We start from the raw sequence: 16,755 nt of genomic DNA, 5'->3' as shown, positions 1-16,755 counted from the left end.
TATGATAATTGCTAATTATAAAACTTGTCACTCTTGTCTAACAGATTAACACTGGGAATAGTATTCTGTGATCTATGCTTCGAGAGCGAGAACCTGAGCGTCTCCTGACTCCTCAATCTGATCAAAACTGGCTCGATCCTGATTTATTACGAGCTGCTCGACAAGTTTACCGGGCTTATCTTCAGGTTCACGTCAGACAAATGCGACGACCTGCGGGCGTGATTGTTAACCCCCTGACTGATCAGAGTTGGTTGATTTTCTCCTCCCGACCGATTTTGTTACCCGGAGAACAGTTTATTGCGGTTGAGAACATTGACTCTGAACTGTCTTAGAACGCATTGATCAAACATGGATATTGTACTGACGGGGCTGATTAACTTAATTGTATTTGTTTTGGGAGCTTCGATTGGTAGCTTCCTCAATGTTGTGATTTATAGAATTCCGGCGGGTTTGTCCCTGCTTTATCCCCCTTCGCGCTGTCCGCATTGTTTGACTCGCCTGAGTCCGTTTGAAAATGTTCCGGTAGCGGGTTGGTTATGGCTACGAGGGCGCTGTAAACATTGTCATGCTCCGATTTCTACGCGCTATCCCCTTGTAGAAGCCGCCACAGGCTTACTGTTTTTAGGGGTCTTGTGGAATGCTTCGACACCTGTGGAAATTGTCGGATACTGGGCATTATTGAGTTGGTTAGTGGCTTTGGCGTTGATCGATCTCGATACCCTGACTTTACCCAATGGTCTGACCCAATCCGGCTTAGTTGTCGGACTCGGTTTTCAAATGGCTCAAGCTGCTGAACAAGGATGGAACTCGGCGGCGGTGAGTCGTTCTCTGATGGGTGGGATAGTCGGAGCGGTTTTGGGGTTATGGTTATTAGATATCATTGCTTTAGTCGGATCGCTAGCTTTAGGACAAACGGCGATGGGGGCTGGAGATAGTAAATTAGCCGCTTTGATGGGCGCTTGGCTCGGCTGGAAATATTTGCTGCTGGCGGGATTTATCGCTTGTGTGCTTGGTGCATTTGTAGGCGGTGGGGCGATCGCATTGGGTTGGTTAGATCGGCGACAACCGATGCCATTTGGCCCTTTTTTATCGATCGCTGCTGGTCTAACCGCCCTCTGGGGTGAGACAATACTAGATGCTTACTTAAACCTGTTTTTCCCGGTTTTGTAAGGGAAAGCTGTTTCATTCTCGCTCTAAAATTTTGATGAGTGAGGAGATGGGGAGATGGGGAGGTGGGGAGGTGGGGAGGTGGGGAGTGGCTATCCCGTTGGGGGAGATCGGGAGATGGGGAGGTGGGGAAACAGTTCTAACTTCTGACCTCACGACTTCTGAAACAGCCCTGGGTCTTGTAAGGGAGTAAACTCTTTATGTCTTGGATTACCCTAAGAACAACAGCAATGCGATGGGAAGCTGAGTTGATGGAACAAGTGTTAGCCGCTCACGACATTCCGGCTCGGATTGTAGACTTGGGCTTAACTTCTTATATGGGTATGGGGAGTCCGGCAGCACTGCAAGTTCAGTCAGCACATCAGTGGTCGGCTCGTTTGCTGCTCAGTCCGATTGAGGAGGAATTAGAGTCAGCAGATTGAATCAAGAAACATTTTCAGGAAACAGATCGTTATATTATAGATGATATTTTAGACAGAAAAATGAGGTAAACTGACAAATTCAGAAAGCCTCAGGCTTGAGATCAAACATCTAACCGAAAATACTTTTTTAATTAATGTCTCTATTTGATTGGTTTGCAAATCGACAAAAATCTGTTCCGATTGGTCGGGATCGACAAGAGCGGGAAATAGCGGATGGACTTTGGGTAAAGTGTTCTCACTGTGGTGCATTGACCTACACCAAAGATCTACAAGTAAATCTACAGGTTTGTCTAGAATGCGGTCATCATATGCCCGTTAACAGCAACGAACGCATTCAACAGATCATTGATCCTCAAACTTGGATGCCGCTCAATGCTAGATTGTACGCGATTGATGCCCTCAAATTCTATGATCGCAAGTCTTATAGCGATCGCCTGCGAGATTATCGTGAAAAAACAGGCCAAACCGACGCGGTACAAACGGGGATGGGTTTAGTTGAGGGTGAACCTGTGGCTCTAGGGGTGATGGACTTCCAGTTTATGGGGGGAAGTATGGGGTCAGTGGTGGGAGAAAAACTCACCCGTTTGATCGAACACGCCACCCAAGAGCGATATCCCGTAATTATTATTTGTGCTTCGGGAGGCGCAAGAATGCAAGAGGGGATGTTGAGTTTGATGCAGATGGCGAAAATTTCGGGAGCCTTAGAGCATCACCGACTCGCCAAACAACTCTATATCCCTGTTTTAACCCATCCGACAACCGGAGGAGTCACTGCGAGTTTTGCGATGCTTGGGGATATTATTCTCGCTGAACCCAAGGCGACGATTGGTTTTGCGGGACGACGGGTGATCGAACAAACCCTTAGAGAAAAGCTTCCTGATAATTTTCAGACTTCTGAGTACCTGCTAGCTCATGGCTTTGTCGATCAGATTGTTCCTCGTCCTCAGCTTAAAAAAACGTTAGCTCAATTGATTCGTCTTCACCGTCTTCCGCAAAAATCCTCTCATTTTGTCGCGAGTCATGTAGAAACGACACCTGTAAGTTCCCGCCATCGTGAAGTCAATTCTATCAGTACCGATGCTTAAAGCACTCAGTTCAGCCGGGACAGTCGATAGAGGTTGAATGAGATTGTTGTCAATAAGAGGAATTTACCCGAGGATTTGGACTAGGTATTGAGTAAATATATCTAGGAAATGACCGCTAAATTGAACGCTCAAAGGCGTGAAGTCTCAGTTTAAGCGATCAAGTAGGTTTTCAGAGTTACCAAGACTTCCTATAATTAGTTTGATTAAAATCTGTTGGAACCAAATCTCATGGGTTTTGCAGACCTGTCCATCACAGAAATTGCCGAAGATTACAATCTCCCGGTAGAAGCGGTACTCAATCTTTGTGATCAGTTGGGAATTGCTTATAAACATCCTCAAACCCGTTTGGCTTTGGAGGATGCTAAGGCGATCATGTCAAAAATTATCGCCTCTCGTCAACAACAAGATTCGACAACGCCAGATTAACACGCAGCTCAACTCACAAATTTTGGGGAGAGAACAAGCGATGGTAACTTGGGGGGAGAAAATCGGATCAACAGGCCATCCGAGAGCCAATCAACGAACTGTGATCAAAACTTTTGACCAAAGAGACATCCTAGAGGATGATTGATCCATGACATTCGATTGTTGGGTGTTTCTGATCAAACGATTGAGACAATACCAACACTTTCAAATGAGTCGATTTGTATTACAAGGTTCCATAACTAGCACAAGGTTAAGGAGAATTATGCTCAAAAGATACATTTGGCTGGCTGTAGCCACTGTATTTTTCACGTTTCAAATGTTTGTCAATAGTGCCAACGCTATCGAACTAACAGAAGACCTACGGACATTTCCCCTCAACGAACAAGGGGAGCCAACTGTTCTGAGTTTAAAAGAGATTAAACAGGGTAAACAACTGTTTAACTATGCTTGCGCTCAATGTCATGCGTTAGGTGTAACTAAAACGAATCCTGATGTCAACTTAAGTCCCCAATCCCTTGAAGGTGCTGTTCCTTCTCGCAATAATATTGGGGCTTTGATAGACTATATGCAAAATCCCACGACCTATGATGGGTTTTACGAAATTTCAGAACTACATCCGAGTACCAAGAGTTCAGATCTTTATCCAAAGATGAGAAATCTCACTGAGGATGATCTGTACTCTATTGCGGGTTATATTCTGCTTGAACCCAAAATTCGGGGAGAACAGTGGGGCGGTGGTAAATACCTGCGTTAAATAACATAACCGGGTTTTGGACTTCGGATTTTGGGTTTTAGAGGTAGCTTGCTTTTCTACAAAGGATTGCATGATTTTGGGGAAAGGTTGGCTGATCTAAAGTCTAAAGTCTGAAGTCTGAACGATATAATTTTTTAGGAAAAACTAAATTTAATTAACACTCAATGCGATTTATAATTCAAAAATTTTTCAACTTCTTAGTCGTTTTTTTAGGGATTGGACTCGGGGTTTTTGCCGTTCATTCTCCGGTTTTAGCAGATGGTGTTGATCCCTATGTCCGTCGCTATTTAGCGAGTCAACCTGTCGAAATTCCGGCCGATAATCAAGGTCATACTCAGCAATTTTTGCCGGAAGATATTAATACAGGTAAAATGCTGTTTGAGGCGAGTTGTCTCAACTGTCACGCCGGGGGTGTTAACATTCCTTACCCGACTGTCTCTTTATCTCTCGAAGATTTGAAAGCCGCGACTCCGGCTCGTGATAATATTAAAAATCTCGTGAGTTATTTTCGATATCCACTCAGCTTTGATGGCAGCGATACCAACTATTGGTGTCGTCAAATTTCAGAAAGTTGGATGTCTCAAGTGCAAGCTGAGAAGTTAGCCGCTTATATTATTCGTTCGGCGCAAGCGGCACCCGGTTGGGGAAAAACGCAGGAAGCCAACGAACTCCCCCCTGAATTTAGAATGTAGATTTGGAATATAGCCTTTTAATCTCTGGGTCGCTGGTTCTCGTCTTGACCGGAAATGATCCCCAAAAACGGCAGAAAACAGACAGATTACCCACCGACATTAATGTAAACGTGTCAGTGAATGTTAACGATCTTAAGCATTTTACCAAAAATTGCCGCACACGCCCCTACCTTCAGGTATGGGGATATAAGGCTCTTTCTAATGCTATAATAACTCTACTGGCAGGGTATTCAACCAGTTTAAAAACCCAGCATCTAATCGATGCAATGAACCTTGAAAACTTAAGGTACGGGGTTCTTGCCAGGAATGCTTTGGCCATATAAAACCTTAAAGCACCAAGTACAGAGAATCAAGCATTTTTTTCTCAAGTACGGTAGGGCATACCGAAACTATCTCTGAAATGGGATGAACGACTGGGGAGACGAACCCCTCTGGAGTAGGTTAGGAAACTAGCTTGCTGTAAGGGTTGTCAATGAATCAGTAATCCAAAGCCGTGAGGCTTGGAGAATCCCCTTTCTTTAGAAATGGGGAGTATGTCAAATCATTTGTGACGCCCCTAATCTAAATTTTTCGCCTAAAATCAAGGTCAGGATAGAAACTAAAGCTAAGGTTTAGGAGTTCACTGTGATCTTAAAGACACTATTTAAAGACTCTAGAACGACCAACACAACGCCCTTCAGTCCAGATGAGTTTAACGCTCATGTGATGAATACCTATGGACGTTTTCCCCTTGCCCTAGAACGAGGTGAGGGGTGTCGCCTTTGGGATACGGATGGACGAGAATATTTGGACTTTGTAGCGGGAATTGCAACTTGCACGCTTGGACACGCTCATCCGGCGTTTATTGATACCGTTACCCGGCAGATAAAGACGCTGCATCATGTCTCCAACTTGTATTATGTTCCCCCCCAAGGAGAACTCGCGACTTGGCTCACCGCTCATTCTTGCGCTGATAAAGTCTTCTTTTGTAACTCGGGTGCCGAAGCGAATGAAGGGGCGATTAAACTCGCTCGTAAGTACGCTCACGACAAGTTAAATATTGCTGACCCCGTGATCATCACAGCTCATGCTAGCTTTCATGGTCGCACCTTAGCAACGATTACCGCCACTGGACAACCTAAATATCAAAAAGGCTTTAGCCCCCTTGTTCCGGGGTTTGCTTATGTACCTTACAACGATATTACTGCCCTAGAAACCACCATTGCTGAACTTGATAGTCATGAACGTCGAGTCTCGGCAATTATGCTCGAAGCACTGCAAGGTGAAGGGGGAGTTCGTCCGGGAGATTTGGCTTATTTCCAAAGAGTTCGGGAAATCTGCACCGAAAAAGGCATTTTGTTAATTCTGGATGAAGTGCAGGTGGGAATGGGTCGTAGTGGTAAACTCTGGGGATATGAAAATCTGGGAATTGAACCGGATATTTTCACTTCTGCGAAAGGACTTGGTGGCGGTATTCCTATCGGGGCGATGCTTTGTAAGTCGTTTTGCGATGTGTTTGAACCGGGGAATCATGCGAGTACCTTTGGCGGAAATCCCTTTGCTTGTGCGGTTGCGCTGTGTGTTTGTCAAACGATTGAACAGCAGAATCTTTTGGAGAATGTTCAACGCCGGGGTGAACAACTTCGCAGTCAACTTCAGGCGATCGCAACTCAACATCCTGACTTAATTGTAGATGTCCGAGGTTGGGGTTTAATTAATGGTTTGGAACTGAATGCAGAAGCCGAATTAACTTCGATTGAAATCGTCAAAGCAGCGATGGAAGAAGGTTTACTGTTGGTTCCGGCTGGCCCGAAAGTGGTGCGGTTTGTTCCCCCTTTAATTGTTACAGAAGCTGAAGTTAATCAAGCTGTTAAAATGCTAAAAACAGCCCTGTCAAAATTGCTTGAATCTAAGTAATTTTAGTTAAAAACATCGTAGGGGCGCTGTGGTTTGCGCCCTTTTCTATTCTTGGATTTCATTGTGCTACAAAACAGGGATGATCCCTCTTAACGGGAAATATAACAATGCTTGCTGAGTCTGGCTAGTCAACCATAACTCAACAACAAGTTGTCTCAATGAATCAGACTATAAAGCCATTTGGGTCAACAAATAACTTTAAGCTGGCAGTTAAAACCTGCTTACTCTCGGAAATAAGAGTTGTTTCAGACATAGTGGTAACAAAGTAAATTGAGTAGAGCCATTATCTAAGAGCAGCAGCAGAGGGAGCAATGCTATTGAACTTCTACAAATTTTCCGATCAGTTGAACAGCGTTCACTTGATTAGGCCAAGTCTTAAATCCAAGTTCAATCTGATTATTTTGGAAGAAACCAGAAAGACTTAAAGCATATTGTTTTCCATCGATTATTACAGTCTCTTGAGACTGAGTATTACGAATAGACACAATATCAGGAGGAAGAGATTGACTAGCCCCAGGAGTTTGAGATTGACTAGCCACAGAAGATTGGCTGACCCCAGAAGGTTGAGATTGACTAACCTCAGAAATTTGAGGAGGACGAACTATGTTCATTACCGGGTCAATGCAGACGTTATTGTAGCTCAACTCAAAGCAGAAGTTAACATTAATAGAGTTGATGTTAACTGTTAGCTGCAATGTGACAGAATTCATAGCAGAACTACTAATTGGGTAGTGATAGTGAGTCAATGTTCCTAATATAAAGTCAGAACCATCTAAAGAAATGGAAGCTGTGGTAATACCCTCAAAGTAATAAGAACTTTGATATCCTTGATAGACTGGTACTCCCCAACTAAGCTGATTAGTTCCCACTCCTGTTACATAGCCATAACTAGAGAACTCTTGGCTCACTAACCAAATCCCTACAGTGCTAATTGAAAAGGATGATATCTGTTGTGTGAGGTATCCAGATTGTCCCGAAATCCCATACCCAGATTGCCCCGAAATTCCATAACCAGATTGTCCTGGTATTACATACCCAGATTGCCCCGGAATCACATATCCAGATTGCCCCGGAATCACATATCCAGATTGTCCTGGTATTACATACCCAGATTGTCCTGTTGTTGTATAACCTGAATGACAACAGCCTGGATAACTAATGAATATAATTTGAGGGATTGACTGTGACGTTGCAGAAGATCCTGATCCTCCTGTTTCCGGTTCTTTTGGTGGATCTATTGTTGGCTTTACCGGTGGTTTACAATCATTTCCACCGCCACAAGGTCCGCAAGGTTTTGGACATTTTCTTCGACAACTGCGTCGTCTTTTACGGCAACCCATAATAATAACTTTCTCCTGAATTAATGACTGAAATTGTTAACTGTATCTTAGAGACTTCAGCAAGAGAAGTTTCTAGAGTTGATCATCTGGTATTGTGCCAATTTCTCCTCCTAAATTGACGATGTTCGGCTGAGTTCCTTTTTCAGGGAAGAAATCCACATCACAGATAATACTTTTAGCAATAGCACGAGCAAGCCGCATAGCTTTGACATTATTTTTGGTGTCCATATCTGCCTCAAGACTAATAGAAGCAAAAAATCGAGCATCACAAAAAATTCCACACTCGACATTAGCTTCATAGTCAACTTCGGCTACTTCAACGTGAGAATGAAGCTCACATTTATAACACGAACTGTTTTGTTCATTGCCAATCTTTCCTGCTTTCACCAAGGCTGATTCCAGGACAACTGTGCTGTGGTCACTGCAAAAGACCAATGAGGGAGAAGCTGTTGAGGGAGACAGATGACAGTTTTCAATTTCGAGGTTTGAGAAACCTGTGACATTAACAGATGCAAGAGTTAATCCTCTCACAATTACAGAAGAATAAAAACTTACGGCGAGTCCAAAGTCCGCATCTTCTCGAAAGGGTTTGATTTGAACAGATCCAGGATTATCGGGAGAACCAAAAATTTCTACTCGAATGGGTTTGATTTGAACAGATCCAGGATTATCGGGAGAACCAACAATTTCTACTTGTCGTGCATTATGACCATAGATTTGAACAGCATCGTAAGTTCCGGGTGCAACTGATACGAGGAGATCAAATTTTTCGCTAAAGTCGTAGTTACTATTTGCCCAAACCACAGCATAGTCAATCGTGGCAAAGGGATTATTTTCCGTCCCTTGACCTGTTTCATCAGAGCCATTAGGGTCAACAAATAACTTTAAGCCGGCAGTTAAAACCTGCTTACTCTCGGAAATAAGAGTTGTTTCAGACATAGTGGTAACAAAGTAAATTGAGTAGAGTCATTATCTAAGCAGCAGCAGGAGCAGAAGGGTTGTTAACTTCTACAAATTGACAGAGAAGTTCAGCAACATTCACTTGATTTTCAAAGGTAATGAATTGACTCTCAATTTGATTGTTTTGGATAAAACCAACAACGCATAAAGCGTATTGTTTTTCGTTAATGGTTATCAGTTCTTGAGAGTAACTATTACTAATTGAAACAATATCAGGACAAGGCGGAGGAAATCCAGGAGTTAGAGGACAGGTTCCATTACTCCCTGCGTTGGGAGTCTCATTATGGTTAAACTGGAAGCTAAAGTTAACCTCAACTCCATTAATATTAACTGTTAGCTGCAAGGTAGCAGAACGGATACTATAACCCGTAACTGGGTAGTTATAGTGAGTAAATGTTCCTAATGTAAAGTAAGAACCATCTAAGGAAATAGAGGTTGTTGTAATACCTTGAAAGAAATAGGAACTTTGACCGCCTTGACCAGTAGAAATTCCCCAACTGATTTGATTAGTTCCAATTCCAGTTAAATAGGCATAACCCGCCAATTCTTCGACCACATTTAACCAAATTCCGAAACTGCTGATAGAAAATGTGATGAATGATGTTTGTTGCGTTATGGTTGTTCCGGTTTGTCCCCCTTGAATCACAGTCGGTCCGGTTTGTTGTCCCGGAATCACAGTTGGGCCAGTTTGTTGCCCTGGAATGATAGTCGGTCCGATTTGTCTTCCCGGAATCACAGTTGGTCCAGTTTGTTGTCCTGGAATGATAGTCGGTCCGATTTGTCTTCCCGGAATCACAGTTGGTCCAGTTTGTTGTCCTGGAATGATAGTCGGTCCGATTTGTCTTCCCGGAATCACAGTTGGTCCAGTTTGTTGCCCTGGAATGATAGTCGGTCCGATTTGTCTTCCCGGAATCACAGTTGGGCCAGTTTGTTGTCCTGGAATGATAGTCGGTCCAATTTGTCTTCCCGGAATCACAGTCGGGCCAGTTTGTTGTCCTGGAATGATAGTCGGTCCGATTTGTCTTCCCGGAATCACAGTCGGTCCAGTTTGTCCTCCCGGAATCACAGTTGGTCCGATTTGTCTTCCCGGAATCACAGTCGGTCCAGTTTGTCCTCCCGGAATCACAGTCGGTCCGATTTGTCCTCCCGGAATTACAGTCGGTCCGATTTGTCCTCCCGGAATTACAGTCGGTCCGATTTGTCCTCCCGGAATTACAGTCGGTCCAGTTTGTCCTCCCGGAATCACACCTGTTGGTGGATAAATCACGAAAATTGGCGATACTGGGGGTTGAGGCGGTGGACAAGGACAAGAGGGAAGAACAATGAGATAGCACGTAGGAGTAACTGGAGGGGAAACTGGTTGTACTGGTTCCTCAATTAACACCAACTTGCAATAAATTTCGGCTTTATTATCTTTACTTTCTTCCGTTATGAAATTTCTCGTGACTTTCTCATTCTGTAAAAAGCCCGTGATGGTCAGTGCGTAGGCTTTTCCTTGAATGGTGACTTCTTGTGTGGCTGAAATTTCTGGAATAGAAACCTTATCTGGAACAGGTCCAGGTTTATTGGGAGTTTCATTGTGGTTGAATGTTACATTAAACTCTTTTGTCCCGACTCCCTGAATCTGGATAGTTAGCTTGAGGATTGCCTGAGAGATGCTGTAATCGCCTGTAATCGTATAGTTAAAGTGAGTGAATGTCCCCAACAAACAGTCTTTTCCATCTAAGGTTAAAGTTGCTGGAGTTAGGCCATCAAATTGGTAAGCACTTTGACGCTCTTGTGGATTATCTGGTTTATAAGGCGTTCCCCAATTAACCTGATTGGTATTAATTCCAGTGAGGTTGCTTTTTGCTTTATCACCCTTATCTTTGACTGATATCCAAACCCCTGATGTATTGGCTTTTACACTACCACCGAATGGCGGAACAGAACGTGTAGGGCTAGATACAGTACCAGGAGGATTGCTCCCATCATGGAAACCACTTATTAAATTAAGGGGAATAGCGGTGGATATAGCACCAGGGGGAAGTCCACCAGTCGGAGTTAGCTGGTTTTCGTTTCCTACTGGAGGGAGGGGGCGAACTGGTATTGGGTCTGGATTCACGCCAGGGGGTACATTGGGATTGGGAGATTGAGGCATCAAATTTTCTCCTACAATTACATAAAAACGAACACAATTAAAATAAACGACTCATTTATCTAACAAAGATTTGAAACATTTTGCGTAAAGCCGTTTACTTCCTTGTCGCCAAGTATAACTCTGATAATCAAGTGTTAAATTGTTTTTGTAATATTTATTTATAACTGGAGTTTAGACTAACCTACTCCAAGAAATTGTCCCTCGGAATATCTAGATGAAAGAGCGCTCTCGAATGCAATCGCAGATTAACTTTAGCTCATTAACCGCAGAACTATCTAACAATTTTGGAACTACAAAATGTCCTTTTTTAGTCCACTGATTTTTAAATCCTTTGGGATTCATTCACAAATAATCAGGTTTTTATCTAATAACAAAAATCAATACTCTTGATCCCTTATTGTTGTTGATGTGTAATTTCTAGGACATAAGGATGATAACTATCAGGTTCATAGGAACCGACCCAAATTTCATAAGTTCCTGAAAGCCACTGACCCTCTATTCCGGGGTTCATATCTAGATAATCATCATTACACCAACTCCCTCCTGGCCCTCGAACGACTAACACCGTATCTTCACTACTTTGAACTCGCAAACTGAGATACTTAAAAAAATCAGTTAACACAATTTTGTGATCCGGTTTTTCATCCACAAAACCCATACAAGCCCCAGTCGGAGTTTCTTCTCGACCTGCGGTATTTTGAGCAGAAATAGGCCCTCCACTTAAACCTCTAACTGTTAACGGATCAGGTGCAAAATCAGGAGTCAGCTTGACATTTTCAAACATCGGTGTCGTTTTATATTGCAAGGGTTGTGCCTGTGTGGGAAGATGAAGTAACAACCCTGTTACCGTAAAAATCGCTCCAAACGCTAGTAAACTAAATTTTTGATCTTTTGTCATTGATCAGCCGTTAAGGGTAAGTTTGAGGAGAATTTTAACGAAGTAGAATTTGACCTAAATTCATTTCAGCTAAACCCTGATTCCTGAGAATCCAAACTCCCCTAACCAAAGCTAGGGGAATCAATTCTGACCAACGGTCACAGCAGGCTCCGTCGTTTTACGGCGGAGTAATCTGTGACTCGGGAATCGAGTCATCGCAGGCACCGTCTTTTCAAGGCGGTGTACCGATGACTTCGAGTCGATGGGTTCTCACTGTTTACTCAGAGCAATCTGGAGATCCATCTTTAATTGTCTCCATTGTCTCTATTGAAATTAGAAACGTCAACTGAAAATTTTCCGATTTTCTTGGAGACTGAAAACCCTTTTAAGAATCTTCTTGACCCAAAAATTCTGCTTTCCAAGATTGAAACTTAGCCAGCAATTCTTGACGATTTTCTGAACGCAATAGATAGCGATAAACAAACCATCCTGAGTATCCCATTCCGACAATTTCTAAGGTAGACTCAACCAAAGGAACATCATTGATCGAATCCAATACACCGACTAATGCTTTAATCGTAACAATAATCAGAACAAGTCCAACCACTGTCCAGAGAGGACGTTGATATTCTCCAAAGAAATTACTGAATATTTCAGGTAGATCCGAAATAAAGTGGAGAACTTTCTCTTTAATGACTTGGACATCGAGTTGAGAAGTTTCTACGGTTTCAGGGGCTTCTGAAATCACAGGTACAGTCGGTGCTGTCGTTGGGGGTTCGGCTTTGGTTTCTGCGGGAGGCTTGACAACATTAATCGGTTCGGGGTTAACTTCGGGAGGATTCATGGGCGCATTCATTTGTTCGGGTTTAACTTCAGGAGGGTGCATCGAAGCACTAATCGGTTCAGCTTTGGTTTCTGCCGGAGGCTTCACCACATTAACAGGTTCCGGCTGAGGTTCAACATTCGGCTGAGTTGCACTAATAGGTTCTAGCTCCGGTTCAGGCGGCTTGGGTGTCGGTGCCACTTCCGGCTTTGTTTCCGCCTTTACAGGTTCCTCTGAGATGACGGGAGAGATGGAGATAGACTCAGTGGGAACTTCAGGTTCCGGCTTTTTGTTCGCATCCGTCGGTTCTGCGGACTTTTCTGAATTAGAGGACTCAGATGTTTTTGAATCAGCCTCATTATCTAATTTTTGGAATCCGACACCCGATGTTTTTGAATCAGGTTTTTTGGATTTGGAAGAATCTGTCATAATATTAGCCTCTGAAAAAATTAACCATTCAAGATGTTTTCAAAGCGAACCCGATCAACTCCTTTTTGATGAAGAAGTATCCACGACTCAATTAAATCCGGGCCATGAACTGCTCCCGTTAAAGCAGCTCTTAGCGATCGCATAATTAGCCCTTTCTTCAACTTGGTTTCTTTGGTGACTACTTTAATCACTTCTTTGATGCCATCAGTCGTCAGGGGTTGATCAAAATCTACTTTGTCATAAATCGCTTGCAGAACTGTTAAAGCTCCCTCTTGTTGGATTTGAGCTTGAGCGTCTTCGTCTGGTTCTACAGTGGGAGAAAAGAACAATTTTGCTTCTGCAATGGCATCTTTGAGACGAGTTAAACTCGGGCCAATCAAAGCCGTAAGAGTCTCTAACCAAGGGCGATCCGTTTCGGGATCAAACTCATATCCAGCCTCAAGCCATTGAGGAATAAGCAAATCTGTGAGTTCTCCCACAGGCATTTGATGGATATATTGGCTATTCAACCAATCCAACTTATCCCAGTCAAATTTTGCGCCCGCTTTATTCACCCGTTCAAAACCAAACTGTTGAGCCGCTTCACTGAGGGAGAAAATTTCTTGAGTCGAGTCGGGTGGAGTCCAACCCAACAAACTCATATAGTTCGCTAACGCAGGGGCGGTGAAACCCATCTGTTGAAAATCAGAAATAGAAGTTACACCGTCTCGTTTTGAGAGTTTACGCCCGTCTTGATTTAAAATCAGCGGTGTATGGGAAAATTCCGGGATTTTAGCCTCAAACGCTTCATAGAGCAGAATTTGTTTAGCTGTATTAGCAATGTGGTCTTCTCCGCGAATCACATGAGTAATTCCCATATCAATATCATCCGCGACAACCGCCAAGTTATAAAGGGGTTGACCGATTTTACTCGTACTCGATGCTCTGGCGACGACCATATCACCCCCGAGATCGTTCCCTTTCCAGACCACTCGACCTCGTACCAAGTCATTCCAAGCAATTTCGCGCTCATCGTCTATTTTGAAACGAATCACCGCTTGGCGCCCTTCTGCTTCAAATGCAGCTTGTTGTTCGGGGGTGAGGTTCCGATGACGGTTATCATAACGAGGGGCTTGGTTTTTGGCTTTTTGAGCCTCTCGCATTTGTTCTAGTTCTTCTGATGTGCAGTAGCAGCGATAAGCTAATCCTTTATCGAGTAAAGTTTGAATCGTTTCGGCGTAGAGTTCCAGACGTTTAGACTGAAAAAACGGGCCTTCATCCCAGTCTAGTCCTAACCACTGGAGTCCATCGAGGATGTTTTGGGTGTATTCTGGACGCGATCGCTCGATATCGGTGTCTTCTATTCGCAAGATAAACTTACCGCCCTGGTTGCGAGCAAATAGCCAATTAAAGACAGCCGTTCTCGCTGTACCAATATGAAGATTTCCGGTTGGACTGGGGGCAAGACGAACTCTGACACTCATACTAATTTAATGACGTAAATTCTAGATTTAGGCGCAATTCAATCGATAAAACGGCAAAAATGACGGAGACTAAGCCGATTGGGGAGCAACCGTCCTGCTTGGGTGCGACTGGAGTGATCGCTTCGATCTCCATCTCATTTTACCAACTCAGGGGGCGAGTTCTGGCTGAAGATTGTTGAGTTGAGGTCAATTTCGACAAAACCTGTCTAACGGTAGATTTAACCTGAATCTGCTCTGTAACTCTGTGATCTAATTTGGGGTTCGACGACAGCAGAAAATTGAAGGGCAATTCTGCCACACAAAACCTAACCTCTGCTTACACAACAGAAGGCGTTATTGATTTTTTAATAAAGACTTTCTTGTTTACGGGACTGACGGGGCTCGAACCCGCAACTTCCGCCGTGACAGGGCGGTGCTCTAACCAATTGAACTACAGTCCCAATTTTTTTGACCAAGTTCTATTATGCACAATATCTCTGAAGATGTCAAGAGGTTAAATTAGATTTTTTTTGCAGCCCGACTCTGAAGTTAGACAGTCTATGGTTGAGGACTCGATCTATTCTCGAACTACTCTAACTGCTTGTTTGCCCATGTTCTTAACTGTTCATCGGGGTCATTCTCGGCTCTATCGCGCAACAGCGGCAACGTTTGAGGATGATTGGGATAGTTTTTAACAATAGTTTTCAGCGCGAATTCTCTGGGGCTATTTTGGAATCCATGTCCATGTTTAAAGGGATCATGGAGAGCGCGATCTTGTAGAAATTCAAACATCGAGGGTTCATCTTTCCAGCCTTGGGCTAATTCCTGCACCGCCGCATATCGCACAGACGAACTTTCATCATTCTCAGCGCGAGATTTGAGGATGTTCAGAGTCTCGGGGTGATCGGTGTAACCTTGGCCGAGTTCCTCCACCGCCACATATCGCACAGACGAACTTTCATCATTCTCAGCGCAGGATTTGAGGATGTTCAGAGTCTCGGGGTGATCGGTGTAACCTTGGCCGAGTTCCTCCACCGCCGCACATCGCACGGACGGATTTTTATCATGATTGTAAGCCCAGGTTTTGAGGATACTCAGAGTCTCGGGGTGATCTTTGTAGCCCCGAGCGATTTCCCGCACCGCCGTTTGTCGCACAGTCCAATTTTCATCATTCTCGGCACGGGATTTGAGGATACTCAGAGTCTCGGGGTGATCTTTGTAGCCCCGAGCGATTTCCCGCACCGCCGCCCGCCGCACATCGAGATGTTCGTCATTCTCAAGCCGAAATTTGAGGATGCTCAGAGTATCGGGGCGATCTTTGTAACCCCGGACGAGTTCCTGCACCGCCGCTTGTCGCACAGCCCAATTTTCATCAGTCATAGCGCGGGATTTGAGGATGCTCAGAGTATCGGGGTGATCTTTGTAGCCTTGGGCGAGTTCCAGCACCGTCGCACGTCGCACGGACGGATTTTCATCAGTTTCGGCGCGAGATTTGAGGATTTTGTAAGCACAGCCTGTTGTATCGAGGCTTTCTAACTTGAAGTTTCCATATTGTTCTCGGATACCTTCTTGATATTTTATTAGATCAAATTCTGGCTGAACGGGAACAGCATCGGCTAATTTTTCTAAGTTCTGAGAATTCAGGATTTCTCGCAGTTCAGGCGTTTCTTGAATAATTGCTTTAACCTTTTTCTGATATCGCTTGGCGACTTGTTCCCAGTTAAACGCATTCGGTAGAAATTTTTTGCCGACTTCTAACTTTTGCCAACGTTCTTTGAGTAGTTTTGTATTCAGGGAATTTTGATCAATAAAGACTTGTCCTAATGCTTCTGCAACCTGCTGATCTTTGATGAATTCTTCTAACGATAAGTTGTATTGTTGAATTTGTATGTATTCTAAATCTGCGTCTTCGAGTTCTTGTTGAATCAGTTTGAGAAATTCTGTAATCGCCTTTCCGGTGACGATCTTTAGTGTTTCTTGCTGTTTTTCTGTTTGCTGACTATTGGGTAAGGGTAAGACGTTTGACAGACAACTTTTGAAAAAGTCTTTAACGTAGTCTTTGACTGTATCTTTTGCTAAGTCTTCTAAAATGGGTTTGAATACAAAGCCGACAGCCTGAGTCACTCCCCACAAAGCTAACCAATCTACCATTGTTGAGAATTTTGAGCATGGGTTCACCTCTATGATACAAAACCCGCAGGTTGAATAAATCAGCTAAAGAGAGACAAGCGATCGCCAACCCTCACCGGAAACAGTCACAGATCCCCGGATATTACTCGCAACAGGCTTCTAGAGGGAAAAA

General features: G+C 43.7%; 15 protein-coding genes and 1 tRNA gene. 8 read left to right on the top strand and 8 right to left on the bottom strand.

Annotated elements, in window-relative coordinates:
- Positions 1-74: 74 nt before the first annotated feature.
- The 8 genes from L8106_RS00650 to L8106_RS00610 all read left to right on the top strand — a co-directional run bounded on the left by L8106_RS00650 (position 75) and on the right by L8106_RS00610 (position 6,442).
- Positions 75-332, top strand: a complete 258-nt coding sequence (locus L8106_RS00650; RefSeq protein ID WP_009782215.1) for a hypothetical protein — start codon at positions 75-77, stop codon at positions 330-332.
- Between the two features lie 16 nt (positions 333-348).
- On the top strand, positions 349-1,170 hold the full coding sequence (locus L8106_RS00645) for an A24 family peptidase (protein ID WP_009782214.1): 822 nt from the start codon (positions 349-351) through the stop codon (positions 1,168-1,170).
- Between the two features lie 197 nt (positions 1,171-1,367).
- The gene (locus L8106_RS00640) at positions 1,368-1,589 is read left to right on the top strand and encodes a DUF2007 domain-containing protein (protein WP_009782212.1); all 222 of its coding nucleotides are present in this window, start codon (positions 1,368-1,370) and stop codon (positions 1,587-1,589) included.
- Between the two features lie 134 nt (positions 1,590-1,723).
- Entirely contained in the window at positions 1,724-2,674 is a 951-nt protein-coding gene (accD, locus tag L8106_RS00635; RefSeq protein ID WP_009782211.1) for an acetyl-CoA carboxylase, carboxyltransferase subunit beta, read from the top strand.
- A gap of 228 nt (positions 2,675-2,902) precedes the next feature.
- A complete protein-coding gene (locus tag L8106_RS00630; protein WP_009782210.1) occupies positions 2,903-3,100 on the top strand; it encodes a hypothetical protein in 198 nt (65 codons plus the stop codon).
- 262 nt (positions 3,101-3,362) lie between these two features.
- Positions 3,363-3,854, top strand: coding sequence for a photosystem II cytochrome c-550 (gene psbV, locus L8106_RS00625; protein ID WP_009782208.1), 492 nt, complete (start codon positions 3,363-3,365; stop codon positions 3,852-3,854).
- Positions 3,855-4,018: 164 nt separating this feature from the next.
- Positions 4,019-4,546 (top strand): photosystem II cytochrome PsbV2, encoded by a 528-nt coding sequence (gene psbV2 / locus L8106_RS00620; RefSeq protein WP_009782207.1) that lies wholly within the window; start codon positions 4,019-4,021, stop codon positions 4,544-4,546.
- Positions 4,547-5,170: 624 nt separating this feature from the next.
- Positions 5,171-6,442 (top strand): aspartate aminotransferase family protein, encoded by a 1,272-nt coding sequence (locus L8106_RS00610; protein WP_039895171.1) that lies wholly within the window; start codon positions 5,171-5,173, stop codon positions 6,440-6,442.
- A 314-nt stretch (positions 6,443-6,756) separates the two neighbouring features.
- Here L8106_RS00610 and L8106_RS00605 read toward each other — a convergent pair whose 3' ends face one another.
- The 8 genes from L8106_RS00605 to L8106_RS29200 form a co-directional block, all read right to left on the bottom strand.
- Positions 6,757-7,782: a choice-of-anchor K domain-containing protein gene (locus L8106_RS00605; RefSeq protein ID WP_009782204.1), complete on the bottom strand. Its 1,026-nt coding sequence runs from the start codon at positions 7,780-7,782 to the stop codon at positions 6,757-6,759.
- Between the two features lie 72 nt (positions 7,783-7,854).
- Positions 7,855-8,721: a hypothetical protein gene (locus L8106_RS00600; protein ID WP_009782203.1), complete on the bottom strand. Its 867-nt coding sequence runs from the start codon at positions 8,719-8,721 to the stop codon at positions 7,855-7,857.
- A 34-nt stretch (positions 8,722-8,755) separates the two neighbouring features.
- Complete coding sequence (locus L8106_RS32715) at positions 8,756-10,882, bottom strand: choice-of-anchor K domain-containing protein (protein WP_009782202.1); 2,127 nt, start codon at positions 10,880-10,882, stop codon at positions 8,756-8,758.
- 394 nt (positions 10,883-11,276) lie between these two features.
- Positions 11,277-11,780, bottom strand: a complete 504-nt coding sequence (locus tag L8106_RS00590) for a hypothetical protein (protein ID WP_009782201.1) — start codon at positions 11,778-11,780, stop codon at positions 11,277-11,279.
- 364 nt (positions 11,781-12,144) lie between these two features.
- Positions 12,145-13,011: a CAAD domain-containing protein gene (locus tag L8106_RS31205; RefSeq protein WP_009782200.1), complete on the bottom strand. Its 867-nt coding sequence runs from the start codon at positions 13,009-13,011 to the stop codon at positions 12,145-12,147.
- Positions 13,012-13,031: 20 nt separating this feature from the next.
- Positions 13,032-14,474: a glutamate--tRNA ligase gene (gltX, locus tag L8106_RS00580; protein WP_009782199.1), complete on the bottom strand. Its 1,443-nt coding sequence runs from the start codon at positions 14,472-14,474 to the stop codon at positions 13,032-13,034.
- A gap of 366 nt (positions 14,475-14,840) precedes the next feature.
- Positions 14,841-14,914: transfer RNA gene (locus L8106_RS00575), tRNA-Asp, on the bottom strand.
- Between the two features lie 127 nt (positions 14,915-15,041).
- The gene (locus L8106_RS29200; protein WP_009782198.1) at positions 15,042-16,604 is read right to left on the bottom strand and encodes a HEAT repeat domain-containing protein; all 1,563 of its coding nucleotides are present in this window, start codon (positions 16,602-16,604) and stop codon (positions 15,042-15,044) included.
- Between the last annotated feature and the right edge of the window lie 151 nt (positions 16,605-16,755).

Origin of the sequence: Lyngbya sp. PCC 8106 (assembly GCF_000169095.1) — a bacterium.
Classification (GTDB): Bacteria; Cyanobacteriota; Cyanobacteriia; order Cyanobacteriales; family Microcoleaceae; genus Capilliphycus.
Note: the sequence above shows the minus strand (reverse complement) of the source record. Positions and strands in the feature narration are given on the sequence as shown.